The organism is Streptomyces pseudogriseolus, from assembly GCA_002154585.1.
Taxonomy (GTDB): Bacteria; Actinomycetota; Actinomycetes; order Streptomycetales; family Streptomycetaceae; genus Streptomyces; species Streptomyces pseudogriseolus.
In genome coordinates this window covers 1-24,285 of sequence record MUNG01000088.1, presented here as the reverse complement: position 1 = coordinate 24,285, position 24,285 = coordinate 1, and the positions used below count along the sequence as shown (strand labels likewise).

Annotated in this window: 23 protein-coding genes; 14 read left to right on the top strand and 9 right to left on the bottom strand. The window is 72.2% G+C overall.

Annotated elements, in window-relative coordinates; all coding sequences use genetic code 11:
• From CCN29_RS09465 to CCN29_RS09420, 10 genes are all read left to right on the top strand, one after another.
• Positions 1 to 823, top strand: an 823-nt coding sequence (locus tag CCN29_RS09465) for a hypothetical protein (RefSeq protein ID WP_086680961.1), incomplete at its 5' end; no start/stop codon positions are given.
• 260 nt (positions 824 to 1,083) lie between these two features.
• A complete protein-coding gene (locus CCN29_RS09460; protein WP_006133406.1) occupies positions 1,084 to 2,313 on the top strand; it encodes a M20 family metallopeptidase in 1,230 nt (409 codons plus the stop codon).
• A gap of 362 nt (positions 2,314 to 2,675) precedes the next feature.
• Positions 2,676 to 3,722 carry a BMP family lipoprotein gene (locus CCN29_RS09455; RefSeq protein ID WP_031017138.1) on the top strand — a complete coding sequence of 349 codons (1,047 nt, stop codon included), beginning with the start codon at positions 2,676 to 2,678 and terminating at the stop codon, positions 3,720 to 3,722.
• Positions 3,723 to 4,091: 369 nt separating this feature from the next.
• The gene (locus CCN29_RS09450; protein ID WP_031017136.1) at positions 4,092 to 5,141 is read left to right on the top strand and encodes a BMP family lipoprotein; all 1,050 of its coding nucleotides are present in this window, start codon (positions 4,092 to 4,094) and stop codon (positions 5,139 to 5,141) included.
• 198 nt (positions 5,142 to 5,339) lie between these two features.
• The gene (locus tag CCN29_RS09445) at positions 5,340 to 6,917 is read left to right on the top strand and encodes an ABC transporter ATP-binding protein (RefSeq protein WP_006133403.1); all 1,578 of its coding nucleotides are present in this window, start codon (positions 5,340 to 5,342) and stop codon (positions 6,915 to 6,917) included.
• Positions 6,917 to 8,041: an ABC transporter permease gene (locus CCN29_RS09440; protein ID WP_006133401.1), complete on the top strand. Its 1,125-nt coding sequence runs from the start codon at positions 6,917 to 6,919 to the stop codon at positions 8,039 to 8,041. The genes CCN29_RS09445 and CCN29_RS09440 overlap by 1 nt, the downstream gene beginning before the upstream one ends.
• The gene (locus CCN29_RS09435) at positions 8,038 to 9,312 is read left to right on the top strand and encodes an ABC transporter permease (RefSeq protein ID WP_006133399.1); all 1,275 of its coding nucleotides are present in this window, start codon (positions 8,038 to 8,040) and stop codon (positions 9,310 to 9,312) included. Before CCN29_RS09440 ends, CCN29_RS09435 begins: the two co-directional genes overlap by 4 nt.
• Positions 9,309 to 9,710 (top strand): cytidine deaminase, encoded by a 402-nt coding sequence (locus CCN29_RS09430; RefSeq protein WP_006133396.1) that lies wholly within the window; start codon positions 9,309 to 9,311, stop codon positions 9,708 to 9,710. The genes CCN29_RS09435 and CCN29_RS09430 overlap by 4 nt, the downstream gene beginning before the upstream one ends.
• Positions 9,711 to 9,810: 100 nt before the next feature.
• Positions 9,811 to 11,085, top strand: coding sequence for a thymidine phosphorylase (locus CCN29_RS09425; RefSeq protein WP_006133395.1), 1,275 nt, complete (start codon positions 9,811 to 9,813; stop codon positions 11,083 to 11,085).
• 75 nt (positions 11,086 to 11,160) lie between these two features.
• Positions 11,161 to 11,748 carry a Uma2 family endonuclease gene (locus CCN29_RS09420; RefSeq protein ID WP_086680959.1) on the top strand — a complete coding sequence of 196 codons (588 nt, stop codon included), beginning with the start codon at positions 11,161 to 11,163 and terminating at the stop codon, positions 11,746 to 11,748.
• Position 11,749: 1 nt separating this feature from the next.
• Here the strand turns inward: CCN29_RS09420 and CCN29_RS09415 are convergent, their stop codons facing one another.
• The 3 genes from CCN29_RS09415 to CCN29_RS09400 form a co-directional block, all read right to left on the bottom strand.
• Positions 11,750 to 12,670 (bottom strand): AEC family transporter, encoded by a 921-nt coding sequence (locus CCN29_RS09415; RefSeq protein ID WP_086680957.1) that lies wholly within the window; start codon positions 12,668 to 12,670, stop codon positions 11,750 to 11,752.
• 408 nt (positions 12,671 to 13,078) lie between these two features.
• Complete coding sequence (locus tag CCN29_RS09405) at positions 13,079 to 14,101, bottom strand: sigma-70 family RNA polymerase sigma factor (RefSeq protein ID WP_086680955.1); 1,023 nt, start codon at positions 14,099 to 14,101, stop codon at positions 13,079 to 13,081.
• Between the two features lie 214 nt (positions 14,102 to 14,315).
• Entirely contained in the window at positions 14,316 to 15,602 is a 1,287-nt protein-coding gene (locus tag CCN29_RS09400) for an MFS transporter (RefSeq protein WP_006133387.1), read from the bottom strand.
• Between the two features lie 63 nt (positions 15,603 to 15,665).
• Here CCN29_RS09400 and CCN29_RS09395 point away from each other — a divergent pair, with 63 nt between their 5' ends.
• Positions 15,666 to 16,628, top strand: a complete 963-nt coding sequence (locus tag CCN29_RS09395; RefSeq protein ID WP_086680953.1) for a LysR family transcriptional regulator — start codon at positions 15,666 to 15,668, stop codon at positions 16,626 to 16,628.
• Positions 16,629 to 16,662: 34 nt separating this feature from the next.
• Here the strand turns inward: CCN29_RS09395 and CCN29_RS09390 are convergent, their stop codons facing one another.
• On the bottom strand, positions 16,663 to 17,421 hold the full coding sequence (locus tag CCN29_RS09390) for a prolyl oligopeptidase family serine peptidase (protein WP_031017128.1): 759 nt from the start codon (positions 17,419 to 17,421) through the stop codon (positions 16,663 to 16,665).
• Positions 17,422 to 17,534: 113 nt separating this feature from the next.
• Between CCN29_RS09390 and CCN29_RS09385 the strand changes: the two genes are divergently transcribed.
• Both CCN29_RS09385 and CCN29_RS09380 read left to right on the top strand, forming a co-directional pair.
• Positions 17,535 to 18,692: an adenosine deaminase gene (locus CCN29_RS09385; protein WP_006133384.1), complete on the top strand. Its 1,158-nt coding sequence runs from the start codon at positions 17,535 to 17,537 to the stop codon at positions 18,690 to 18,692.
• Between the two features lie 138 nt (positions 18,693 to 18,830).
• Complete coding sequence (locus CCN29_RS09380; RefSeq protein ID WP_006133383.1) at positions 18,831 to 19,178, top strand: hypothetical protein; 348 nt, start codon at positions 18,831 to 18,833, stop codon at positions 19,176 to 19,178.
• Between the two features lie 172 nt (positions 19,179 to 19,350).
• On the opposite strand, the gene CCN29_RS09375 is transcribed toward CCN29_RS09380, so the two are convergent.
• From CCN29_RS09375 to afsQ1, 5 genes are all read right to left on the bottom strand, one after another.
• Complete coding sequence (locus CCN29_RS09375) at positions 19,351 to 19,551, bottom strand: PspC domain-containing protein (RefSeq protein WP_006133381.1); 201 nt, start codon at positions 19,549 to 19,551, stop codon at positions 19,351 to 19,353.
• Between the two features lie 57 nt (positions 19,552 to 19,608).
• Positions 19,609 to 20,193, bottom strand: a complete 585-nt coding sequence (locus CCN29_RS09370; RefSeq protein WP_031017125.1) for a VanZ family protein — start codon at positions 20,191 to 20,193, stop codon at positions 19,609 to 19,611.
• Positions 20,194 to 20,298: 105 nt separating this feature from the next.
• Positions 20,299 to 20,943 (bottom strand): hypothetical protein, encoded by a 645-nt coding sequence (locus CCN29_RS09365; protein ID WP_086680951.1) that lies wholly within the window; start codon positions 20,941 to 20,943, stop codon positions 20,299 to 20,301.
• Positions 20,943 to 22,592 carry an ATP-binding protein gene (locus tag CCN29_RS09360; protein WP_086680949.1) on the bottom strand — a complete coding sequence of 550 codons (1,650 nt, stop codon included), beginning with the start codon at positions 22,590 to 22,592 and terminating at the stop codon, positions 20,943 to 20,945. The genes CCN29_RS09365 and CCN29_RS09360 overlap by 1 nt, the downstream gene beginning before the upstream one ends.
• Complete coding sequence (gene afsQ1 / locus CCN29_RS09355) at positions 22,589 to 23,266, bottom strand: two-component system response regulator AfsQ1 (protein WP_006133375.1); 678 nt, start codon at positions 23,264 to 23,266, stop codon at positions 22,589 to 22,591. Before afsQ1 ends, CCN29_RS09360 begins: the two co-directional genes overlap by 4 nt.
• Positions 23,267 to 23,508: 242 nt before the next feature.
• Between afsQ1 and CCN29_RS09350 the strand changes: the two genes are divergently transcribed.
• On the top strand, positions 23,509 to 24,246 hold the full coding sequence (locus tag CCN29_RS09350) for a SigE family RNA polymerase sigma factor (protein WP_006133374.1): 738 nt from the start codon (positions 23,509 to 23,511) through the stop codon (positions 24,244 to 24,246).
• The last annotated feature ends 39 nt before the right edge of the window (positions 24,247 to 24,285 follow it).

Here is a 24,285-nt window from a genome sequence, read left to right as displayed (position 1 = left end):
GCCCCTGCGCCGGGCCCGGCGGGTCGTCCTCGGCGACCCGTTCTCCCGGTACGTGCAACTGCTGCTGACCATCACCCGGGCGCCCGAGGTGGTGGTCGTCGACGACGGCACGGCGACCATGGAGTTCGCGGGCCAGCTCGCCCGCGGCGAACGCCTGGTGCGCTGGCACCGCAAGGGCGGCCGCCCCGGCCCCCGCGACCTGGTGTTCGCCCCCGTGTCCGCGGTCGCCCGGCGCCGGCTCAGCCCCGGCCGGGACCGCACCGTGGAGGTCTTCACCTCCATGCCGATGGCGGACGTCCCGCCCGGCGTCACCGTCCGCGCCCACACCTTCGCCTGGACCCGCGACCGCTTCGGACCGCCCCGCGTCACCCAGGGCGCCGATCTGGTGGGCACCTCCCTGGTGGAGACGGGCGTCGTGGACGCCGACGCCTATGTGCGGGCGGTCGGCTCCCTCGCCCGCACCCACGGCGCCCGCCGCTACTTCGCGCACCGCCGCGAGACCACCGAGAAGCTGCACCGGCTGGCCGTGGAGACCGGCCTGGAGATCGTCCGCCCCGAGCTCCCCCTGGAACTGGTCGCCCGCCGGGGCCCCGTGGGCCGCACGGTCGTCAGCTTCCCCTCCACCGTCGTCCACACCCTGCCGCTCGCCCTGGCCGGCACCGGTGTGCGGATCGCGGTGTGCGACATCGACCCGGCGTGGCTCACCGCCCACGCCTCCCCGCGCGCCCAGGGCTTCCTCGCCGACGTCGTCGGCACCGCGCGCGACGCCCACCAGCTGCGGCCCGCCACACCCCCGGGCCCTGACCCGCTGTCCGCCAGATGAACCGTCCGGCGTGGGTTGGGCCGGACGTGGTAACCGTGGAAGTACGGATGGTGCCGACGCCCGCGCGGGGGCTGTGACCGGCCTCATGGCCGGGCAGGCCGTGTCGCCCCTACCCTCCCGAAAGGGCGGTGAGTGTACCCATCTCACTGAACAGCTATGCGTAGGGCCGCCGGATTTTCTCCCTCCAACGGGCTGATTTTTCTTGATCAGGGGTCGGTGGAGCGCTCCGGAGCCCTACTCTTCAAAGGGTGAAGCCACTGATGTCACTGGAGTCCGAGATCGATCTCCCCGGGGGAGCGGTGCTCCCCGGTGCGCTGCCCGAGGCGCTGCGCGCGGAACTCGTGGCGTTCCGGCGAGACCTCCACATGCACCCGGAGCTGGGCAACCAGGAGTTCCGAACCACCGCCGCGATCAAGGAACGCCTTCAGCGCGTAGGACTGCGCCCGCGCGTGCTCTCCAGCGGGACCGGGGTGATCTGTGACATCGGGACGGACGAGGAGGCCGGCACCGACGCGGCCATGCTGGCCCTGCGCGCCGACATCGACGCCCTGCCCATCCCCGACATGAAGGCCGGCTGCGCCTACCGGTCCACCGTGCCCGACCGCGCCCACGCCTGCGGTCACGACGTGCACACCACCGTGGTGCTCGGCGCAGGGCTGGTGCTGGCCGAGCTGCACCGCCAGGGCCTGCTGCCCCGCCCCGTCCGGCTGATCTTCCAGCCCGCCGAGGAGGTGCTGCCCGGGGGCGCCGCCGACGTCATCGCCGACGGCGCGCTCGAGGGCGTCGGCCGGATCCTCGCCGTGCACTGCGACCCGCGCGTCGACGCCGGGAAGATCGGGCTGCGCCAGGGCCCCATCACCTCCGCCTGCGACCGTCTCGAGATCGCCCTGGAGGGCCCCGGCGGCCACACCGCCCGCCCGCACCTGACCACCGACCTGGTCACGGCCGCCGCCCGGGTCGTCACCGACGTGCCCGCGCTGGTCGGCCGCCGGGTCGACAGCCGCAGCGGGCTCGCCGTCACCTGGGGCCGGGTCGAGTCCGGCCACGCGCCCAACGTCATCCCGCAGCACGCCGAACTCTCCGGCACCGTCCGCTGCCTGGACCTGGAGACCTGGCGGCAGGCGCCGGACATCGTGGTCGCGGCCATCGACGAGGTGGCCAATCTGCACCGCGCCAAGTCGGAGATCAACTACGTGCGGGGCGTCCCGCCGGTCGTCAACGAGGCCGGGGCCACCGAGCTGCTGCGCGACGCGATGATCGCCCGGCGCGGCACGGAGGCCGTCGAGGGGACCGAACAGAGCCTGGGCGGTGAGGACTTCTCCTGGTACCTGGAGCGCGTCCCGGGCGCCATGGCCCGCCTCGGCGTCCGCACCCCGGGCGAGCGCGTCGTGCGCGACCTGCACCAGGGCGACTTCGACGTGGACGAGCACGCCATCACCGTCGGCGTGGAGCTGTTCACCGCCGCGGCCCTGCTGGACGCCCTGCGGTAAGCGACGCACGCGCGAGGGCGGCCGGGCCCGACGGGGCCCCGGCCGCCCGCCCGTGGCCGAGCGCGCAGTTCCCCGCGCCCCTGAGGGGGTGCACCCGGCGGTGCCTGGAGGTGCCCTTCCTTGTCGCACCTCCCCGGACGCCTCCGCTTGCGGCCCGCTCCCCGGGGGTGCAGCGTGGGGGCCGTGCAGACGCGTATGCCCGTTCCGTTCCCCTGCGACCCCCTGGTTCACAAGGACGTAACCGGCCATCGGCACGAATGGATAACGGCCCCGCTCGACCCCGTTCCCAGGAGTGTCTACGCGCGTTAATGTGCGCCGAACCGAGCACCCGCTGCGGGGCTTTGGAGAATGGGGAACTTCAGATGCGTCGGATATCCAAACTGACCCGCGTAGCGGTGGGGGTCGCTTCGCTCGCGCTCGCCGCCACCGCCTGCGGCGGGACCAGCAGTGACAGCGGCGACAGCGGGGGCAAGGACGACCTCGGCGTCGCCATCGCGTACGACATCGGCGGCAAGGGCGACCAGTCCTTCAACGACGCCGCCTTCGCCGGTCTGGAGAAGGCCAAGAAGGAATTCGGCTTCAAGACCGCCGACGTCGAACCCACCGAGGGCGAGACCGACGCGGACAAGGAGCAGCGTCTGGCCTCGCTGGCGAAGCAGGGCTACAACCCGGTCATCGGCATCGGCTTCGCCTACGGCCCCGCGATGGAGGCCGTCGCCGCCAAGTACCCCGACACCACCTTCGGCATCGTCGACTCCGTCGTCGAGGGCGAGAACGTCGCCTCCCTGGTCTTCGCCGAGGAGCAGGCGTCCTACCTCGCCGGCGTGGCCGCCGCCAAGGCCACCAAGAGCAACACCGTCGGCTTCGTCGGCGGCGTGGACATCCCGCTGATCCACAAGTTCCAGGCCGGTTACGAGCAGGGCGTCAAGGACACCAACGCCAAGGTGAAGGTCGTCTCCCAGTACCTGACCCAGACCGCGGAGGAGGGCGGCTTCTCCAGCCCCGACAAGGGCAAGGCCGCCGCCGAGGGCCAGATCGAGAAGGGCGCCGACGTCATCTACCAGGCGGCCGGCCTCTCCGGCCAGGGCGTCATCGAGGCCGCGGCCAAGGCGAAGGTATGGGCGATCGGCGTCGACTCCGACCAGTACAACCAGGAAGCCCTCGCCGGCTACAAGGACTACATCCTCACCTCCGCCCTGAAGGACGTCGGCGGCGCGGTCTACACGCTGACCAAGTCGGTCCAGGACGGCAAGCCGCTGACCGGCACCCAGGTCTTCGACCTCAAGGTCAACGGCGTCGGCCTCTCCGACAGCAACCCCAAGATGGCCGAGATCCCGGGCCTGAAGGAAGCCGTGGACAAGGCGAAGACGGGCATCACCGACGGGACCATCAAGGTCAACACCGAGTGATCCCGGGCCGGGTACACCCGGGCTCCGGCCTCCCGTACGAGCGGGCGGGCGCCTCGAGCGCCCGCCCGCTCCGTCGTGTCCGCGGCGGCTTCCCGGCCGAAGGTGACCGTCCGGAGGCAACCAGGGGCGTCCGGGGGCGACCGGAGACGCCCGTAAGACGCCCGAACAGGGCCCCGGCGCTCACCCACCGCCACCCTCCGTTCGCGAACAGCAACGCCCCGTCCCGACAGGCGGAACCGGCTTGAACACGGGCGCATAACAAGGTGGACAGAAGGGGTTTTCAGGCCGGTCTACGCGCGTTAATCTGCGGCGAAGTCAGCGCCGTATCCCCGTACCGTCCCGGCGCTTGTAAGACTAGGAGCACCACACATGCGCCGGATTTCCCGGATCACGGTCGCAGGCGCAGCGACCGCCTCCCTGGCCCTCGCCCTCTCCGCCTGTGGCGGCACCTCCACCTCCGCGGGCTCCTCGGAGTCGAAGGAGGGCAAGGGCCTCGCCATCGCCTACGACGTCGGCGGCAAGGGCGACCAGTCCTTCAACGACGCCGCGTACGCGGGCCTGGAGAAGGCCAAGAAGGAGTTCGGCTACGAGACGGCCGACGTCGAGCCCACCGACGGTGAGACCGACGCGGACAAGGAGCAGCGCCTCGTCTCGCTGGCGAAGCAGGGCTACAACCCGATCGTCGGCGTCGGCTACGCCTACGCGTCCGCCGTGAAGGCCGCCGCGGAGAAGTTCCCCGACACCACCTTCGGCATCGTCGACGACGCCACGGTCGAGGCGAACAACGTCGCCGACCTGGTGTTCTCCGAGGAGCAGGCCTCCTACCTGGCCGGCGTCGCCGCGGCCAAGTCCACCAAGACCGACGTCGTCGGCTTCGTGGGCGGCGTGGACATCCCGCTGATCCACAAGTTCCGCGCCGGCTTCGAGCAGGGAGTCAAGGACACCGACCCCAAGGTCAAGGTCATCTCCCAGTTCCTCACGCAGACCGCGGAGGAGGGCGGCTTCTCCAGCCCCGACAAGGGCAAGAGCGCCGCCGAGGGCCAGATCGAGAAGAAGGCCGACGTGGTCTACGCGGCCGCCGGTCTGTCCGGTCAGGGCGTCATCGAGGCCGCCGCCGCCAACAAGGTGTGGGCGATCGGTGTCGACTCCGACCAGTACAAGCAGGAAGCCCTCGCCACGTACAAGGACTCGATCCTGACCTCGGCGATGAAGGATGTCGCCAAGGCGGTCTACAACCTGGCGAAGTCGGTCGAGGACGGCAAGCCCACGACCGGTATCGTCAAGGGCGATCTCAAGACGGGTGAGGTGAGCCTGTCGAACTCCAACCCGAAGTTCGCGGCCGACGCCGAGCTCCAGAAAGCCATCGAGACGGCCAAGGAGAAGATCATCAGCGGCGAGATCAAGGTCAAGTCGAGCTGAGTCACACCCTGAACCACCGCGGGGTCGCGACCGCTCGACGGGGTGCGAGGAGCCAGGCTCCTCGCACCCCGTCGGTCAGGTGTGCCACCCCTTTGTATGCCGTAGGGGCGCTACGCGCGTAGACGGCCCCCGTCCCCAGGAGAGTGCGTCATCAACGCGTCCAGCAGCCCTCCGGCCGGAGAGGCGGTCCACAAGACGGTGACCGCCGTGGAGCTCGCCGGGATCACCAAGCGCTTCCCCGGTGTCGTCGCCAACCACGACATCCACCTGACCGTCCGCAAGGGCACCGTGCACGCCCTCGTCGGCGAGAACGGCGCCGGCAAGTCCACCCTGATGAAGATCCTCTACGGCATGCAGAAGCCGGACGAGGGCACCATCACGGTCCACGGCGAACAGGTGAACTTCTCGTCGCCCGCCGACGCCATCGCGCGCGGCATCGGCATGGTGCACCAGCACTTCATGCTGGCCGACAACCTCACCGTCCTCGAGAACGTCGTCCTCGGCAGCGAGAAGCTCCACGGCATCGGCGGCAAGGCCCGCCGCCGCATCAAGGAGCTGTCCGAGCGCTACGGCCTGGACGTGCGCCCCGACGTCCTCGTCGAGGAGCTGGGCGTCGCCGCCCGCCAGCGCGTGGAGATCCTCAAGGTCCTCTACCGCGGCGCCACCACGCTGATCCTCGACGAGCCGACCGCCGTGCTCGTCCCGCAGGAGGTCGACGCGCTCTTCGACAACCTGCGCGAGCTCAAGGCCGAGGGCCTGTCCGTCATCTTCATCTCCCACAAGCTGGGCGAGGTGCTGTCCGTCGCCGACGACATCACCGTCATCCGCCGCGGCACCACGGTCGGCACCGCCGTGCCCTCCGAGACCACCCCGCGCCAGCTCGCGGAGCTGATGGTCGGCAGCGAGCTGCCCACCCCGGAGACGGCCGAGTCCACCGTCACCGACCGGCCCGTGATCACCGTCGACAAGCTGCGCCTGGCCGCCCCCGGCGGCAAGGCCCTCCTCGACGACATCTCCTTCACCATCCACGAGGGCGAGGTCCTGGGCATCGCCGGCGTCGAGGGCAACGGCCAGACCGAACTGGTCGACGCCCTCATCGGCCTGCGGCACGCCGACTCCGGCGTGATCCGGCTGGCCGACGAGGAGATCACCGCCTGGCCCACCCGCAGGCGCCGCGAGGAGGGCATCGGCTACATCCCCGAGGACCGCCACCGCCACGGCCTGCTCCTGGAGGCCCCCCTCTGGGAGAACCGCATCCTCGGCCACGTCACCGAGAAGCCCAACGCCAAGGGCGTCTGGCTGGACCCGAAGGCGGCCCAGGAGGACACCCGGCGGATCGTCACCGAGTACGACGTCCGCACCCCCGGCATCGACGTCACCGCGGCCTCCCTGTCCGGCGGCAACCAGCAGAAGCTGATCGTCGGCCGCGAGATGAGCCACAAGCCGCGCTTCCTGATCGCCGCCCACCCCACCCGCGGCGTGGACGTCGGCGCGCAGGCCGCTATCTGGGACCACATCCGCGAGGCCCGCCGCGAGGGCCTGGCCGTGCTGCTGATCTCCGCCGACCTCGACGAGTTGATCGGCCTGTCCGACACCCTCCGTGTGATCTACGACGGCAAGCTGGTCGCCGACGCCGACCCGGCCACCATCACCCCGGAGGAACTCGGCACCGCCATGACCGGCGCCGCCGAGGGCCACCTCGAACACGAAGAGACCCCCGAGACCCAGGCCGACGTGTCCAAGTCCGCCGAGTCTCCGGAAGACGAGGCCCGCTGATGAAGAAGTTCGACAAGGAGCGCGTGCTCCTCGCGGTGGCCGGACCGGTCATCGCGCTCGCCGTGGCCTTCGTGCTGAGCGCGATCGTGCTGATCGCCTCCGGCAAGAACCCCGTCGAGCCGTTCGCCCTCATGTTCGAGCAGGCCGGGTACTCGGACGTCCAGGTGCTGATCCTCAACCAGGCCTCGATGTACTACATCGCGGCCCTGGCGGTGGCCATCGGCTTCCGGATGAACCTGTTCAACATCGGCGTCGACGGCCAGTACCAGCTCGGCGCGATGATGGCCGCCATCGTCGGCGCGCACGCCGACCTGCCCGCGTTCCTCCAGGTGCCGCTGCTGCTGCTGACCGCCGTGTGCACCGGCGCGTTCTGGGCCGGCATCGCCGGCGTCCTCAAGGTCACCCGCGGGGTCAGCGAGGTCGTCGCCACGATCATGCTCAACGCGATCGCCACCTCGCTGATCGTCTACATGTGGAAGCCGGACGTCTTCGGCGTCAAGATCGGCAACAACAGCACCACCGGCGAGATGCACGAGTCCGGCTGGATCCCGGGCATCGACCTCGGCGCGGCCGGCGAGATCTACGGCCTGGTCGTCCTCGCCGTGCTCCTCGGCATCGGCTACTGGGTCGTCCTCAACCGCACCCGCTTCGGCTTCGACCTGCGCGCCTCCGGCTCCTCCAGCTCCGCCGCGGCCGCCAGCGGCGTCGACCCCAAGCGCATGGTCCTCACCGCCATGCTGCTCTCCGGCGCCATCGCCGGCCTCGCGGGCCTGCCGATCCTGCTCGGCGACTCGCACACCTACAACCTCAACTTCCCCACCGGCATCGGCTTCCTCGGCATCGGCATCGCGCTGCTCGGCCGCAACAGCCCGGTCGGGATCGTCTTCGCCGCCCTGCTGTGGGCCTGGCTCGACAAGGCGTCGCCCGAGCTGGACTTCCACGGCTACGACAAGGAGATCGCGGTCATCATGCAGGGCCTGATCGTCCTCTCGGTGGTCGTCTCCTACGAGGCCGTCCGCGAGTGGGGCCTGCGCCGTCAGCAGCGCCGGGTCGGCGCCGAACTCGCCGCGGGACACGTCCTGGGCGCCGACAACAACACCACGAAGGAGGTGGCCGGCCGATGACCGCTCCGACCACAGCGACCGACGTCAACCAGCCGTCGCTGGAGCACGCCCCGCCGACCGGCCGCCGCATGTCCTGGCCCGTCCTGCTGCTGGTCATCGCCGGAGCCCTGGCGCTGACCTCGATCGTGCGCCTGATCACCGGCGCCGACGGCATCACCAACGTCAGCCAGATGTCCACCGCCCTCCAGCTCGCCGTGCCGATCGGCCTCGCCGGCCTCGGCGGCCTGTGGGCCGAGCGCGCGGGCGTGGTGAACATCGGCCTCGAAGGCATGCTGATCCTGGGCACCTGGTTCGGCGCCTGGGCCGGCTTCCAGTGGGGTCCGTGGACCGGCGTCCTCGTCGGCGTGATCGGCGGCTGCCTCGGCGGCCTGCTGCACGCGATCGTCACCGTCACCTTCAACGTCAACCACATCGTCTCCGGTGTGGCGATCAACATCCTCGCCCTCGGCGCCACCCGCTACCTGGCCCCCCTCGCCTTCGAGGGCCACCAGGGCGGCTCCGCCAAGCAGTCCCCGGCGGTCGAGTCCCTCGGCCACTTCACCGTGCCGGGACTGTCCGACTGGCTGACCGACCTCAACGCCAAGGGCTGGTTCTTCGTCTCCGACATCGCCGGCCTGCTCGGCGGCCTGGTCACCAATGTCTCCTGGCTGACCCTGATCGCCGTCGCGCTCGTCCCCGGCACCTGGTGGATCCTCTGGCGCACCTCGTTCGGCCTGCGGCTGCGCTCCTGCGGCGAGAACCCGGTGGCCGCCGAGTCCCTCGGCGTCAACGTCTACAAGTACAAGTACCTCGCCGTGATCATCTCCGGCGGTCTGGCCGGCCTCGGCGGCGTCTTCCTGTCCATCGTGGCCAACCCCTTCTACCTGGAGGGCCAGACCAGCGGCCGCGGCTATATCGGCCTCGCCGCGATGATCTTCGGCAACTGGATGCCGGGCGGCCTCGCCATCGGCGCCGGCCTCTTCGGCTACACCGACAGCCTCAACCTGCGCGGCGGCTCCACCAACGTGCACGCCCTGCTGCTGCTCGGCGCGCTGCTGCTGGTGATCGGCGCGATCTGGCTGGCCGTCCGCAAGAAGTACGTCCAGGCGGTGATCACCCTGGTCGTCGGCGCCCTCGTGTTCGCCTGGTACGCCGGCACCAACGAGGTCCCCAGCCAGGTCGTCGCCGCCACCCCGTACGTCGTCACCCTGGTCGTCCTCGCCCTCTCCGCCCAGCGGCTGCGCATGCCCAAGGCGGACGGCATGCCGTACCGGAAGGGACAGGGCAAGTGACCGCGGCCGCCGACGTCGACTGGGACGCCCTGCGCGCGGCGGCGCGGGACGCCATGTCCCACGCCTACGCCCCCTACTCGGGGTACCCGGTCGGCGTCGCGGCCCGGGTCGACGACGGACGCACGGTCACCGGCTGCAACGTCGAGAACGCCTCGTACGGACTCGGCCTGTGCGCCGAGTGCGGGCTGGTCTCCGAGCTCCAGCGCACCGGGGGCGGCCGGCTCACGCACTTCACGTGCGTGGACGGCGGCGGGGAGATTCTCGTCCCGTGCGGGCGCTGCCGCCAGCTGCTGTACGAGTTCGGCGGCCCTGAACTGCTGCTGGAGACGCCCGAGGGCATCCTGCCCCTGTCCGAGATGCTGCCCCAGGCCTTCGGCCCCCAGCACCTCACCAAGTAACTCCCGTGCGGCCCCTCCCGACGGCGCCCGGCACCCCGGGCGGCGTCGAGCGGAGGGGCCGTGCTCTTCGCACCCCCCGGAAGGAACGCCAGCCATGGCCATGGACGTCATCTCCGTCATCCGCACCAAGCGGGACCGCGGCGAACTCACCGACGAGCAGATCGACTGGGTCATCGACGCGTACACCCGCGGCGAGGTGGCCGACGAGCAGATGTCGGCCCTCGCCATGGCGATCCTGCTCAACGGCATGAACCGCCGGGAGATCGCCCGCTGGACCGCCGCGATGATCGCCTCCGGCGAGCGCATGGACTTCTCGTCCCTGTCCCGCCCCACCGCCGACAAGCACTCCACCGGCGGCGTCGGCGACAAGATCACCCTGCCGCTCGCGCCGCTGGTCGCCGCCTGCGGCGCGGCCGTCCCGCAGCTCTCCGGCCGCGGCCTCGGCCACACCGGCGGCACCCTCGACAAGCTGGAGTCGATCCCCGGCTGGCGCGCCCTGCTCTCCAACGAGGAGATGCTGTCGGTGCTGGACGGCACCGGCGCGGTGATCTGCGCGGCCGGCGACGGGCTCGCCCCCGCCGACAAGAAGCTGTACGCCCTCCGGGACGTCACCGGCACCGTCGAGGCGATCCCGCTGATCGCCTCCTCGATCATGTCCAAGAAGATCGCCGAGGGCACCGGTTCCCTGGTCCTGGACGTGAAGGTCGGCTCCGGCGCCTTCATGAAGACGATCGAGGACGCCCGCGAGCTGGCCTCCACCATGGTGGGCCTCGGCACCGACCACGGCGTGAAGACGGTCGCCCTCCTCACCGACATGTCCACCCCCCTCGGCCTGACCGCCGGCAACGCCCTGGAGGTCCGCGAGTCGGTCGAGGTCCTGGCGGGCGGCGGCCCCGCGGACGTCGTCGAACTGACCGTCGCCCTGGCCCGCGAGATGCTCGACGCGGCCGGCATCCGCGACGCCGACCCGGCGAAGGCCCTCGCCGACGGCTCCGCGATGGACGTCTGGCGCCGCATGATCGCCGCGCAGGGCGGTGACCCGGACGCCCAGCTCCCGGTCGCCCGCGAGCAGCACGTGGTGAAGGCCCCCTCGTCGGGCGTCCTCACCCGCCTGGACGCCTACGACATCGGCGTCGCCGCCTGGCGCCTCGGCGCGGGCCGCGCCCGCAAGGAGGACCCGGTGCAGGCCGGCGCGGGCATCGAGATGCACGCCAAGCCCGGCGACACCGTGACGGAGGGCCAGCCCCTCCTCACCCTCCACACGGACACCCCGGACCGCTTCGAGTACGCGCTCCAGTCCCTGGAGGGCTCCTTCGACATCGGTTCCGGCGCGGACTTCACCGCCACGCCGGTGGTCCTGGAACGCATCGCCTGACCAGCGCTTTCTCCTTCCGGGTGAACGGGACCGGTGGACCCCTGCCGGTCCCGTTCGTCATGTTTCCTTGTACCCATGCACGTGTACGACGGCGACTACGTCAAGGCCGACACCGAGTGGGAAGAACTGTGCTGGATCCGGGAGCGGACGGACGCTCCCAAGGGCTGCCGGGTGGAGATCGTCGATGGGCTCGTCACGGTGACACCCCTCGCCACGGTCCGGCACCACCTCATCGCCGCGCAGGTGCACCGGTGCCTCTACCAGGCCGTTCCGGAGAACTGGGGTGTGCATCAGTGGTGGGACATCTCCGTGCCGGAGCGCCTCGCCCTCCTCGTGCCCGACCTCGTGGTCGTGCGGGAGGACTTCCGGTTCGCCGACGACGGCCTGTGCCCTGCGGCGGCAGCCGAACTCGTCGTGGAGATCACCTCGAAGGCCACGGCGAGCCGTGACCGGACGGCGAAGCCCGCGGCATGCGCCATGGGCAGTGTCCCGCTCCACCTGCTGATCGACGGCCGGGCACCGGGCGGGCCGGCCTTCACCCTGCACGGCGCACCGGAGAACGGCGTGTACCGCGTCCTCGAGTCGGGTCGGTTCGGCGAGCCGATCAAGCTCCCCGCCCCCTTCGACCTCGTCATCGACACCGGCGAGTTCCCACAGAGCTGACTCACCCCAGCAGCGCCGCCACCGCCACCAGTACCGGTACCGACAGGGCCGTCGAGATCAGGATCGCCTCCCGGGCGAGCCTCTCGCCGACGCCGTAACTGCTCGCGTACGTGAAGAGGTTCTGGGCGGCCGGGAGGGCCGAGGTGACCACCACGTCCAGGAGGTGCGCGCCGCGCAGGCCGAAGACGCCTGCCGCCAGCGCCCAGGCCACCAGCGGCTGGCCCACCGCCTTCAGGCCCACGGCCAGCAGCACCGCGCCCCGGTCGCCGCCCCGCAGGGGCAGCGTGCTGCCCCGCAGCGAGATGCCGAAGGCGAGAAGTACCGCAGGGACCGCCATGTTCCCGATGAGCTGCACCGGGTCCCACACCGGGCCGGGAATCTCCACGCCCGCCGCCGACACCGCCACCCCCGCCAGCGACCCCACCGCGATCGGGTTGCGCAGCGGGGTCAGCAGCCGGCGCCACAGCGGCTGCTTCCCGCCCGCCGTCGACAGGTCCAGGATCGTCAGCGCGACCGGTGTGACCCCGACCAGCTGGAACAGCAGCACCGGCGCCACCAGCGAGGCGTCCCCCAGCACGTACACGGCGATCGGGATGCCCAGGTTGCCGGAGTTGACGTAGCTGGAGCACAGGGCGCCGATGGTGGTGCGGCCCACGCCCCAGCCGCGCGCCACGCCCACCGCGGCGAAGACGCCCGCCACCGCCGCCGTGCTCAGGGCGGTGACCAGGAGGCGGCTGGAGAACACCACCGGCAGGTCGGCCCGGGCGAGCGTCGTGAACAGCAGCGCCGGGGACGCCACATGGAACGCCAGCTTGGTCAGCACCTCGCTGCCCTGCGCGCCGAGATTCCCCCGCCGCCCGATGACGTAGCCGACGCCGATGACGACGGCGATCACCAGGAACCCGCTCAGCACCCCCTGCACGGCGGCTCCCCGTGGCGGCGGACGGCACCGGAACCCGGTCCCGGGGACGGCGATGATCTGTGGCGCATACAGCCAACCCTCCGGGGAGGGCCATGCCCGGTCAATGTGATCTTCGGCGCGGGCGCGGCCGGCCGCCGCGCGATGAGTTACGGGCCCGCGGCCGGTCTACCGGTCGTGGACGCCATGACACCGCCCGTACTCGTACTCAGCGGCCCCCTCACCACCCCGGGAGAGGTGAGCGGGCCGTGCGAGGCGCTGCGCGCCCTGCTGGACGGCGGGGGGCGCGGCCGTGTCGTGGTGTGCGACGTCGCCGGTCTGGGACCGCCGGGCCTGGACGCCGTGAACCTGCTGGCCCGGCTTCAGCTCACCGCCCGCCGGGCCGGCGGGCGGATACGGCTGCGCGACCCCTCACCCGCGCTGTGCGCCCTGCTCGACCTCGTCGGTCTCCGCTTCGAGACGGAGGGGCAGCCCGAACAGCGGGAACCACCTTTGCGTGTCCAGGAAGCAGTGGAACCCGGTGATCCGGCCGTCTGAGATCTCCAGCGCCTGCACCGCCCACGGCGTGTACCCGCCGTTCTCCGGGTCGGGCTTGTACTGCGCGAACCCGGGCAGTCCGTTGACCTCGACCGGCACCAGCCTGGAGTGGGCGCAGGCGGCGCCCAGCGTCGTCATGAAGCCCGTGATGTCGCCGGCGCCGGTCAGCCACAGGTCGAACGGCGGCATCGTCATGACCGCGTCCTCGTGCAACAGCGCGGTCAGCGCCGACATGTCGTACCCCTCGAAGGCGGCCACGTAGCGGTCGAGGAGCTTCTTCTGGTCCTCGTCCAGCGGGTCGGACACCGCCGCGTCGGCGCCCGGCTCCCGGCGCTCGGCGAGCGTCGCCCGGGCCCGCTGGAGCGCGCTGTTGACCGACGCGACCGACGTGCCGAGCAGCTCGGCGACCTCACTCGCCTTCCACGCCAGCACCTCGCGCAGGATCAGCACCGCCCGCTGCTTGGCGGGCAGCTTCTGCAGCGCCGCCATGAACGCCAGCCGCACGGACTCCTTGGCGACCGCGGCCTCCGCCGGGTCGGCCGGGGTGGGCAGCACCCGGTCGTCGGGCATCGGCTCCAGCCAGGTGTGGTCGGGGCGGGGGGACAGGGCGGCCTGCGCGAGCGGCGTGGACTCCGTGAGGTCCATCGGGCGGGCGCGCTTGTTGCCCGCGGACAGCATGTCCAGGCAGACGTTCGTCGCGATGCGGTAGAGCCAGGAGCGGAGGCTGGAGCGTCCCTCGAACTTGTCGAGGCCGCGCCAGGCGCGGATCATCGTGTCCTGCACCGCGTCCTCGGCCTCGAAGGAGGAGCCGAGCATGCGGTAGCAGTACCCGGTCAGTTCGACCCGGTACTGCTCCAGCGTGGCGTCCGGATCCGTCGTCGCCGTGCCGTTCGTCATCGTCCACCCACCCCAAGCGGCCTTGTGGCGGCGCTTCGTCGCGCCCACCACTTCGGAAGCTACCGCAGCCCACTGACAACGGCCTGCCGCACGGGAGAACACGCAGGTCGGTAGCGCTGACGCAGGCGGTTCTTCGCCCCCGCCGCCCCTTCCCTTCCCGTCCCTGGGGGCTGCGCCCCCAGACCCCCCTTGTCGGCCCTGGCGGGCCTCGTCCTCAAACGCCGGACGGGCTACCAGTAGCCCGCGCCGCCGCCCGCGTCCCCGCCAGGGTGATCGCCGCGACGCCCGCCACGGCCACCAGCCCGACCGCGACCGTCCCGCCCCAGCCCTCCGCGTGGAACGCCACCGCGCCCACCGCGCTGCCCGCGCTCGACCCGACGTAGTACGCGGACTGGTACAGCGCGGCCGCCTGCGCCCGCCCTTCCGTCGCGGTCCTGCCCACCGCCGACGACGCCACCGCGTGCCCCGCGAAGAACCCGGCCGTGATCAGCACCAGACCCAGCAGCACCAGCGGCAGCGCGTCCGCCAGCGACAGCAGCAGCCCCGCCGCGGTGGTCGCGCCGCCCGCGTACAGGGCGCCCCGGCGGCCCAGCCGGCCCACCAGCCGGCCGGCCGCTGACGCGGACACCGTGCCCACCAGGTACACCAGGAACACCGACCCGGCGACGCCCTGCGGCAGTGAGAACGGCGCCTCGGTCAGCCGGTACCCGACGACCGTGTACACGCCCCCGAACACCGTCATGAACAGCGCGCCGATCGCGAACAGCCGCCGCAGCAGCGGGTTCCCGAGGTGCCGGCGGACCGTGCCGGCCAGCACGCGCGGCGCGAGCGAGCCGGGCCGGAAGTGCCGCGGCGCCGGCAGCAGCAGCCGGAACGCCACCGCGCACGCCACCGCGACCGCGCCGATCACCCCGACGGCGACCCGCCAGCCCCACTCCTGCGCCACCCAGCCGGTGATCACCCGGCCGCTCATCCCGCCGACGCTGTTGCCCGCGACGAACAGCCCGATCGCGGTCACCAGCGCCTTCGGCGTGACCTCCTCCGCGAGGTACGCCGTCGCCGAGGCCGGCAGCCCGGCCAGCGCCGCGCCCTGCAGCGCGCGCAGCGCGACCAGCGCCCCGAGCGACGGGGCGAACGGCACCAGCAGGCCCAGGGTCACCGCGACGGCCAGCGAGGCCGTCATGACCGTACGGCGCCCGAACCGCTCGGACAGGGCGCTCATCGGCAGCACGAACAGCGCCAGGCCGCCCGTCGCCGCCGACACCGTCCAGCTCGCGTCGCTCGCGCTGACCGCGAACTCGCCGGACACCAGCGGCAGCAGGGCCTGCGTGGAGTACAGCAGCGCGAAGGTGGCGACGCCCGCGAGGAACAGGGCGAGACTCATCCGGCGGTAACCGGGACCGCCCGGGGACATCCGGGTCTCGGCGGCGGGCGGTGGGGTGGAGGGGACGGATGCGACGGCGTCCACGCGGGTGGACGCCCCGGTACTGGCGGGAGTCATGCCTCGAACGTACGGAGGTCTCCGCTCATCCGTCCAATGCATGGAATCGCCATAATCGTTCCCATGGAGCATCAGCAGAGGTCAGCCGGTCGTCTGTCACGAACCGGTGACACACGAGACAGGGAGGAGACGGCACGGCTGCTCGCGCCCCGGCTCGCCCACTTCGCCGGGGTGGCCCGCACCGAGCACGTCACCCGGGCCGCCCAGGAGATGCAGGTGCCGCAGTCCACCCTCTCCCGCGCCCTGGTGCGTCTCGAGGAGGACCTCGGCGTCGAGCTGTTCGCCCGGCACGGCCGCACCGTCTCCCTCACCCCGGCCGGCCGCACCTTCTACGCCTCCGTCGCCCGCGCCCTGGACGAGATCGGACGCGCGGCCGAGGAGGTCCGCGCCGACGCCGACCCCGCCACCGGCAAGGTCGCCTTCGGGTTCCTGCACACCATGGGCGCCGAGACCGTGCCCGGCCTGCTGCACGCCTTCCGCGCCGACCACCCCGGCATCCGCTTCACCCTGGTCCAGAACCACGGCGAGGCCATGCTGGAGGGCCTGCGCGGCGGCGAGCTCGACCTGTGCCTGACCTCGCCGGTGCCCTCCGCGCCGGACCTGGTGGCCCGCCGCCTCGACGAGCAGAAGCTGCGCCTGGTCGTCCCCGCCGACCACCGCCTCGCCGCCCGCCGCCGGGTCCGCCTGGCCGAGGCCGCCGACGAGACCTTCGTGACCCTGGAACCGGGCTACGGCCTGCGCCGCATCACCGACGACCTGTGCGCCCGGGCCGGCTTCGCGCCGCGCATCGCCTTCGAGGGCGAAGAGGCCGAGACCCTGCGCGGCCTGGTCGCGGCGGGCCTGGGCGTCGCCCTGCTGCCCCCGCCGCCCTTCCCGCGCCCCGGCGTGGTCGAGCTGACGGTGACCGCGCCCAGGGCGGCCCGCGAGATCGGCGTGGCCTGGCTCGCCGGCCGCCCGGACACACCCCCGGTGGCGGCGTTCAAGAAGTTCCTGCTGTTGAAGCGGGGGAGTCTGCTGCCGGGGTGAGAGCAGGCGCCCGCCGCCGGAGCGGAGGGCGGCCTCAGTGCCGTAACGACCGCCCGAACCCCGCCGCCAGCGGCATCCGCAGGCCCAGGGGCGGGGGAGCGGCCAGGGCGTCCTGCACCGGGCGGGAGAACGCCCGGCCGAACAGCACGCCCAGCACGAAGTCCTCGGCCAGCGCCAGTACTTCGTCCCGGTACTGACTCAACCCATGGCCGTCCGCGTGCACTTCGAAGCGGCACACCTCGCGGTTGGCCTTCTTCGCGCGGGCCGCGAGGCGGAAGGACAGTTCGGGGTCGGTGCGCGCGTCGTTCGTGCCGTGCACGATCAGCACATGGCGGCCGGCGAGCTGCCTCACCGGCTCGGCCGGGGCCGTCCCGTCCTCCTCCGGCAGCCACGGGGCCAGTGCCACCACGGAGTTGACCGCCTCGTGGCCCGCCGTGCGCAGCGCCGCCCTGCCGCCCATGCCGAGGCCGACCAGGCAGACCGGCACGTCCCCGTAGCGCCGTACCGCCTCGTCGGCGGCCCAGGCGGCGTCCTGCGCGAGGTGCGCCTCGTCGCCGTTCCAGCCGCGGTAGCGGTAGTGGACGGCGTGCACGGCGAGTTGCTGGTCCGCTCCCGCGCGGGCCAGGCGGCGGCCCAGGCCGCGTACGGAGGCCGCCGCCAGCGGCGACGGTCTGCGGGCGGAGGACTCCTCGCCGTTCGGGAGCAGCAGCGCCACCCCGTTCACCGTGGCCGGCTCCGAGCCGAGCGCCCTCCCCAGCCGAGCCGTGCGTACCGGCGTCGCTTGCTGTGCCATGACAGAACATTCTCAGAAGTCACGGTGTACGCGACCCGTCCGTGCGGTCACCTTTCCGTATCGGCACTGGCGTGCGCCAGGTGATCTACGCGCGTAGGAGTTAGAGTGCGGAAATGACGAGCCAGACCATCGCGAACGCCCCGGCCTCGGACCAGATCCGCCGGGCGCCCAAGGTTCTGCTGCACGACCACCTCGACGGCGGACTGCGCCCCGGCACCGTCGTCGACCTGGCCCGCGGGACGGGCTACGCCGACCTCCCGCACACCGACCCCGACAAGCTCGCCCTCTGGTTCCACCAGGCCGCCGACTCCGGGTCCCTGGAGCGCTACCTGGAGACGTTCTCGCACACCGTCGGCGTCATGCAGACCCGTGACGCGCTCGTCCGGGTCGCCGCCGAGTGCGCCGAGGACCTCGCCGAGGACGGCGTCGTCTACGCCGAGGTGCGCTATGCGCCCGAACAGCACCTCGAAGGCGGGCTGACGCTCGAGGAGGTCGTCGAGGCCGTCAACGAGGGGTTCCGCGAGGGCGAGCGGCGGGCCAGGGAGAACGGCCACCGCATCCGCGTCGGCGCCCTGCTCACCGCGATGCGGCACGCCGCCCGCGCCCTGGAGATCGCCGAACTCGCCAACGGCTACCGCGACCACGGCGTCGTCGGCTTCGACATCGCGGGCGCCGAGGCCGGCCACCCGCCCACCCGGCACCTCGACGCCTTCGAGTACCTGAAACGGGAGAACAACCACTTCACCATCCACGCCGGCGAGGCGTTCGGACTGCCGTCGATCTGGCAGGCGCTCCAGTGGTGCGGCGCGGACCGGCTCGGGCACGGCGTGCGGATCATCGACGACATCCAGGTCCGCGACGACGGCACGGTGGAGCTCGGCCGGCTCGCCGCGTACGTCCGGGACAAGCGGATCCCGCTGGAGCTGTGCCCCAGCTCCAACCTCCAGACCGGCGCCGCCGCCTCCTACGCCGAGCACCCGATCGGACTGCTGCGCCGGCTGCACTTCCGCGCCACGGTGAACACCGACAACCGGCTGATGTCCCACACGAGCATGAGCCGTGAGTTCGAGCACCTGGTCGAGGCTTTCGGATACACGCTCGACGACATGCAGTGGTTCACCGTCAATGCGATGAAGTCCGCATTCATTCCTTTCGATGAACGGCTGGCGATGATCAATGACGTGATCAAGCCCGGATATGCGGAACTGAAATCCGAATGGCTGTTCCGTCAGACCGCCTCCACCAGCGGTTCCTCCCTCACGGAAGGCTGAACGGCGCGTCACCGGGAAAGGTGAACCCGCAGCGCGTTCACCATCCGTCCGCATTTCATTGTTTGCGGCGGACGGGGACCCCTGATTACGGTCGCAGCACCGCTCACATCCCCGTATCCCATTTCGAGGACGCCTTTCATGAAGCAGTCTGCTGTCAAGACCCTCGGTGTCGCCGCTCTCGGTGCCGCCTTCGCCGCCGCCGGTGCGGGCGCCGCCCAGGCGGCCCCGTCCCTGCCGGACGCCCCGGGGCTGGACACCGTCGCCCAGGCCGTGCCGGCGGACCAGGTGTCCAGCGCGCTGCCCGGCCCGGCCGAGGCGCTGTCGACGGGCCAGGACGTGGCCGGCAAGGGCGTCGGGACCGCCGCGCCGGTCGCCGGCGAGCTGGGCTCCCAGGTGCCGGGCGCCGGCCTCCTCGGCGGCCTGCCGCTGAACGCGGTGCCGGGCCAGGGCGTCAACGTCAACGGCATCCCGCTGGGCGGCCGCTGACCCTCCCGGCCGGAGACGGGCCGACGGGGCGCACCCGGAAACGGGTCGCGCCCCATCGGCGTACTCGGAGGTCCACGGCCCCGCGCAGGGCCTCAGGGAGATGATGCCGCGCAGGGACCGGGAGGCCGGCGGCGCGCGGCGCCTCGGGGGTGAGGGCGCCGCGCGGGCCGTCCTACCAGGCCGCGCGGGCCTTGTCCTCCGAGGGCAGCAGGATCCACAGCGCCAGGTAGAGCAGGAACTGCGGGCCCGGCAGCAGGCACGAGACCAGGAACACGACGCGCATCGTCTTCGCGGAGGTGCCGAACCGCCGGGCCAGCCCGGCGCAGACACCGCCGATCATGCGGTCGTCGGTGGGGCGGGCGAGGCTGCTCATCGCGACTCCTTCGTAACGGTGCGAGGCATCCCGTCCGGCTGCCTCCGTACCTCTACGTTACGGAGACGAAGGGGGCAAAGCGTCACTCCACGGGGCGATCCCGACCCTGGGAATCGTCGGGGTCCTCCCCTGGGGTGCCTCCTCCGCCGGGACGGCCCCGTCCGCCGCCCGGAGGAGCGCACGGCGGCGCAGCCAGGCGCGTCCCGCGGGCACCACGGCGGCGTGCGCGAGCGCGGCGCCCGCCGTGTTGAGCAGCAGCGAGTCGACGTCCACCACCTGGCCCGGCACCGCCGTCTGGAACAGTTCCACGGCCAGCGACACCAGGGCGGTCGCGGCCGTCGTGCGGATCAGCGAGCCCAGCCGGGACACGGCCAGCCGGCCCCCGGCCATCGGCAGCAGCACACCCAGCGGCGCGAGCAGCGCCATCGACTCCCCGGTGCGGCGCAGCCCCGTCGCCCAGCCCAGCGCGAAGTCGGCGCGGATCCCGTCCAGCGGCCGCAGATTGGCCGGCATCACCCACGGGACGTCCAGGGGGCGCAGCGTGTACCAGGCGACGAACGCCAGATGCGCGGCCAGGAGGAGACCCCCGGTCACACGGATACGGGACGCGGCGGTGCCGCCGATGAAGCCTGGACGCTGCACGATCCCCAAGACGCCGCGTGCGCCTCGGCCGGTTCCGGGATGTCACCCGTTCAACCTCTGAGGCGTGCGCCACACTGCGGTGCCGCCGCTGCGGGCGCCCGCCGGTCAGCTTCCGGTGGCCTCGGTGGAGGGCGGCTTCCCGGCCGCCGGACGGGCCCGTACGTCGTCCGTGCAGCGGTAGCGGCGCGGCGTCGCGTCGTCGGGGCCGCCCAGGATCACCGAGCCGTCGCCCTCGGCCGCCGCCGAGTCGGAGAAGGTGCACACGATCTGCGCGAGCGCCGTGGCCGACAGCTCGGCCGGCGGCGTGCTCAGCCGCAGCGTGTCCTCCGGGTCCCCGGCCCGCGGCCCGGTCACCGTCGTCCCGGGCCCCACCCGCGTGCTGTAGCCGGCCTCCCGCTCGGACGCCGTCGGCTCCCGCGTCAGCTCGCCCAGCAGGCCCTGTGCGACCAGCACACGGCGCGCGTCCGTGGGCCCGTCCGCCACCCGCACCGCCCGGTCCACGGCCACCAGCGACGGACCGCACACCAGGAACACCTGCACCGGCAGCCCGCGTTCGCCCTGCCCCGCGCCCTCCGGCTCGCCCAGCGAGCAGCGCACCCGGGAGGGCGCCGGACCGAAGTCGGTCGGCACCTCGGTCGCCCGGATGCCGCACCCGGACAGCAGCGCGCCCAGCGCCGCGAACCCCACGACGGCCGGCAGAACCGCCCTGAGCCGCCCGTCCCGTCGGTACCGCCCCTCTTGTGCGTTCATCAGGCGTCCCCCTCGGCGCCCTCGTTCCCGGCGTCGCCGGACTTCTCCCCGGACTCCGCGGCGGACACGTCCCGCGGCAGCCGCAGCGTGAACACCGCGCCCCCTTCGGGCGAGTTGGCCGCGGTGATCTCGCCGCCGTGGATGTGCGCGTTCTCCAGCGCGATGGACAGGCCGAGCCCGCTGCCCTCGGAGCGCGGACGGGAGGCGCTGGCCTTGTAGAAGCGGTCGAAGACGTGCGGCAGGACGTCCTCCGGGATGCCGGGGCCGTGGTCCCGCACCTGGATGACGACCGTGCCGCCCGACGCGTCCGCCGCCTTGGCGCCCTCGCCGGGCGCCTCCGTGCCCTCCGCGCCCTCCGTGACGCCCCCGGGCTCCTCCCGCACCGACACCCGCACCGGCGAGCCGCCGTGCTTGAGGGCGTTGCCGATGAGGTTGGCCAGGATGACGTCCAGGCGCCGTGGGTCGATCCGGGCGTGGATGCCGCGCGCGGCGTCCAGTTCCACCGCGTCCAGCCAGGCGCGCGCGTCGATGCAGGCGGTGATCTGGTCGGCGACGTCGACGTCGTCGAGGACCAGCCGGGCGGTGCCCGCGTCGAAGCGGGTGACCTCCATCAGGTTCTCCACCAGGTCGTTCAGCCGCCGGGTCTCGCTCACCACCAGCCGCACCGCGGGCTGGATCATCGGGTCGATGCCGCCGCCCTCGAACTCCAGCTCCTCCTCGAGGACCTCGGTCACGGCGGTGATCGCGGTCAGCGGGGTGCGCAGCTCGTGGCTCATGTCCGCGACGAACCTGCGGGACGCCTCGTCCCGCGCCGCCATGTCCGCGACCCGCTTCTCCAGCGCCTCGGCGGCCTTGTTGAACGTCCGGGACAGGTCGGCCAGTTCGTCGGTGCCCGACACCCTCAGCCGGGTGTCCAGCTTTCCCTCCCCGAGCCGTCGCGCGGCGGTCCCCAGCCGCTGCACCGGCTTCAGCACGGTCGTCGCGGCGGCGTGCGCGAGGAGGGCGGAACCTATCAGCGCCAGACCGGTGGCGATCCCCAGCGACCAGGCCAGCGAGTTGAGGTCCTTCGCCTCCGGCTCCAGCGACTTCAGCATGTAGCCGGTGGTCCCGCCGCCGATCAGCTTGGTCCCGGCCACCAGGTACGGCGTGTCGTCCTCGACGATCCGCTGCCAGTACAGGTGGTGCGGGTACTTGTTGCCCGACGTGATCTTCTGCCGTTCGGTCACCGTCTCACGCAGCGACTCCGGCACGTCCCCCAGCGAGAAGCCGTTCAGCCCGCCCGAACTGCCGTACACCGTCTGGCCCTCGGGGTTCTCGGCGACGAGCAGCACGGTGAAGCGCTGGCTGCTGTTGGCCATCTGCCCCGCCGTGCGCTGGAGTTCGTCCTGCGTGGGATGCTCGGGCAGCGCGCCCGCGCGGTTCTGCATCTCCTTCTCGAAGTCGCGCAGCACCGCGTCCTGCGTACGGGTCAGCACCGACTCGCGGTTCAGCCAGTACGCGATCCCGGACGCGGACACGGCGGCGGTCAGCGCGACCAGCCCGAACACGACGACCAGCCGCAGCCGCAGGCTCGTGAGGCGCAGCCGCGACCAGACTCCCTTACGCGCCGCGGACCAGCCGCGGCTCCCCCCTTGGTGCTCCTGTGTCACTGAGGCGGATCCAGCCGGTAGCCGACACCGCGCACGGTACGGATCAGCGTCGGGGACGACGGCACGTCCTCGACCTTGGCGCGCAGCCGCTGGACGCACGCGTCCACCAGCCGGGAGTCGCCCAGGTAGTCGTGCTCCCACACCAGCCGCAGCAACTGCTGGCGGGACAGCGCCTGTCCGGGCCGGCGGCTCAGCTCCAGCAGCAGCCGCAGCTCCGTCGGCGTGAGCTGGAGGTCCTCGCCGTTCTTCGTCACGGTCATCGCCGCACGGTCGATGACCAGGCTGCCGAAGGTCGCCGAGTCGCTGGACTCGCGTTCCCCGCGCCGCAGCACCGCACGGATCCGGGCGTCCAGCACCCGGCCCTGCACGGGCTTGACCACGTAGTCGTCGGCGCCGGACTCCAGGCCGACCACGACGTCGATGTCGTCGCTGCGCGCGGTGAGCAGGATGATCGGCAGCTGGTCGGTGCGCCGGATGCGACGGCACACCTCGAACCCGTCGATGCCGGGCAGCATCACGTCCAGCACGATCAGATCCGGCCGCTGCTCGCGCAGCAGCTTCAGACCGTCCTCACCACTGGCAGCGGTCGCCACGCGGTGACCCTGGCGCGTCAGTGAGAGCTCCAGGGCCGTCCGGATGGCGTCGTCGTCCTCGATCAGCAACAGGGAAGGCACGCGCTCATTCTGGCCCATGGAGGGCTCCCTGTTCGACCCGTGCGCGGCGGTCGCCCCTTGGGCCCGGATACGTGCCGCTTCGCACCCGCCGAGCTGTGAAGGAAGTGTGCCGTCACGGTGGCCGACCCCTGTGACACGTCTGTGACAGTCGGCGGACACGGCCATGAAGGTGGCGCGGCAAGCTTTTCGGCACAGCACAACCGCAGGCGAGAACACCGGAAGTCCACGACGGGGGGCGCGAGATGAACACGCTGCACGGCACCAGCACCAGCGCAGTGATCACGCGTCTGCACGACGTGCACCGGGGTTCCGAGAAGTCCGGCGCCGCGGGCATGCGGGGGTGCGCTCGCGGCGCCGGGCGTCAGCACACCGCGATCATGACGGTGGTTGACGCGTCCACGGGGGACAGCGACGGGGGAACGGCGTACGGGGAGGAAACGGGAGAGCGTCGCTCGGTGAGCGAGGCGGAGTTCACCGCCTACGTCCAGGAGCGCCGCGCCTCCCTGTACGCCACCGCCTACCACCTGACCGGCGACCGCTTCGAGGCCGAGGACCTGCTGCAGAGCGCGCTGTTCTCGACCTACCGGGCGTGGGACCGGATCAGCGACAAGGCGGCGGTCGGCGGATACCTCCGCCGCACCATGACCAACCTGCACATCAGCGCGTGGCGCCGCCGCAAGCTGAACGAGTACCCGACCGAGGAGCTGCCGGAGACGGCCGGAGACACGGACGCGATGCGCGGCACCGAGCTGCGCGCGGTCCTGTGGCAGGCGCTGGCCCGGCTGCCCGAACTCCAGCGCACCATGCTGGTCCTGCGCTACTACGAGGGCCGCACGGACCCGGAGATCGCGGACATCCTCAACATCAGTGTCGGCACGGTGAAGTCCAGCATCTGGCGGTCGCTCCGCCGGCTGCGCGAGGACGAGGTCCTCAGCTTCGGCCGTGACGAGGAGAACGCCTTCGGGGAGCTCGTCGCCTGAGGGTACGGGGGGACACGGGGGATCCGGGGGCTCCCGGGC

Excerpts from the sequence above, each read along its gene's own strand:
- CCN29_RS09460 (WP_006133406.1), top strand. The coding sequence starts at position 1,084 with ATGTCACTGGAGTCCGAGATCGATCTCCCCGGGGGAGCGGTGCTCCCC.
- CCN29_RS09455 (WP_031017138.1), top strand. The coding sequence starts at position 2,676 with ATGCGTCGGATATCCAAACTGACCCGCGTAGCGGTGGGGGTCGCTTCG.
- CCN29_RS09395 (WP_086680953.1), top strand. The coding sequence starts at position 15,666 with ATGGAGCATCAGCAGAGGTCAGCCGGTCGTCTGTCACGAACCGGTGAC.
- CCN29_RS09365 (WP_086680951.1), bottom strand. The coding sequence starts at position 20,943 with ATGAACGCACAAGAGGGGCGGTACCGACGGGACGGGCGGCTCAGGGCG.
- CCN29_RS09405 (WP_086680955.1), bottom strand. The coding sequence starts at position 14,101 with ATGACGAACGGCACGGCGACGACGGATCCGGACGCCACGCTGGAGCAG.
- CCN29_RS09380 (WP_006133383.1), top strand. The coding sequence starts at position 18,831 with ATGAAGCAGTCTGCTGTCAAGACCCTCGGTGTCGCCGCTCTCGGTGCC.
- CCN29_RS09420 (WP_086680959.1), top strand. The coding sequence starts at position 11,161 with ATGCACGTGTACGACGGCGACTACGTCAAGGCCGACACCGAGTGGGAA.
- CCN29_RS09425 (WP_006133395.1), top strand. The coding sequence starts at position 9,811 with ATGGACGTCATCTCCGTCATCCGCACCAAGCGGGACCGCGGCGAACTC.
- CCN29_RS09350 (WP_006133374.1), top strand. The coding sequence starts at position 23,509 with ATGAACACGCTGCACGGCACCAGCACCAGCGCAGTGATCACGCGTCTG.
- CCN29_RS09400 (WP_006133387.1), bottom strand. The coding sequence starts at position 15,602 with ATGACTCCCGCCAGTACCGGGGCGTCCACCCGCGTGGACGCCGTCGCA.
- CCN29_RS09375 (WP_006133381.1), bottom strand. The coding sequence starts at position 19,551 with ATGAGCAGCCTCGCCCGCCCCACCGACGACCGCATGATCGGCGGTGTC.
- CCN29_RS09385 (WP_006133384.1), top strand. The coding sequence starts at position 17,535 with ATGACGAGCCAGACCATCGCGAACGCCCCGGCCTCGGACCAGATCCGC.
- CCN29_RS09435 (WP_006133399.1), top strand. The coding sequence starts at position 8,038 with ATGACCGCTCCGACCACAGCGACCGACGTCAACCAGCCGTCGCTGGAG.
- CCN29_RS09440 (WP_006133401.1), top strand. The coding sequence starts at position 6,917 with ATGAAGAAGTTCGACAAGGAGCGCGTGCTCCTCGCGGTGGCCGGACCG.
- CCN29_RS09390 (WP_031017128.1), bottom strand. The coding sequence starts at position 17,421 with ATGGCACAGCAAGCGACGCCGGTACGCACGGCTCGGCTGGGGAGGGCG.
- CCN29_RS09450 (WP_031017136.1), top strand. The coding sequence starts at position 4,092 with ATGCGCCGGATTTCCCGGATCACGGTCGCAGGCGCAGCGACCGCCTCC.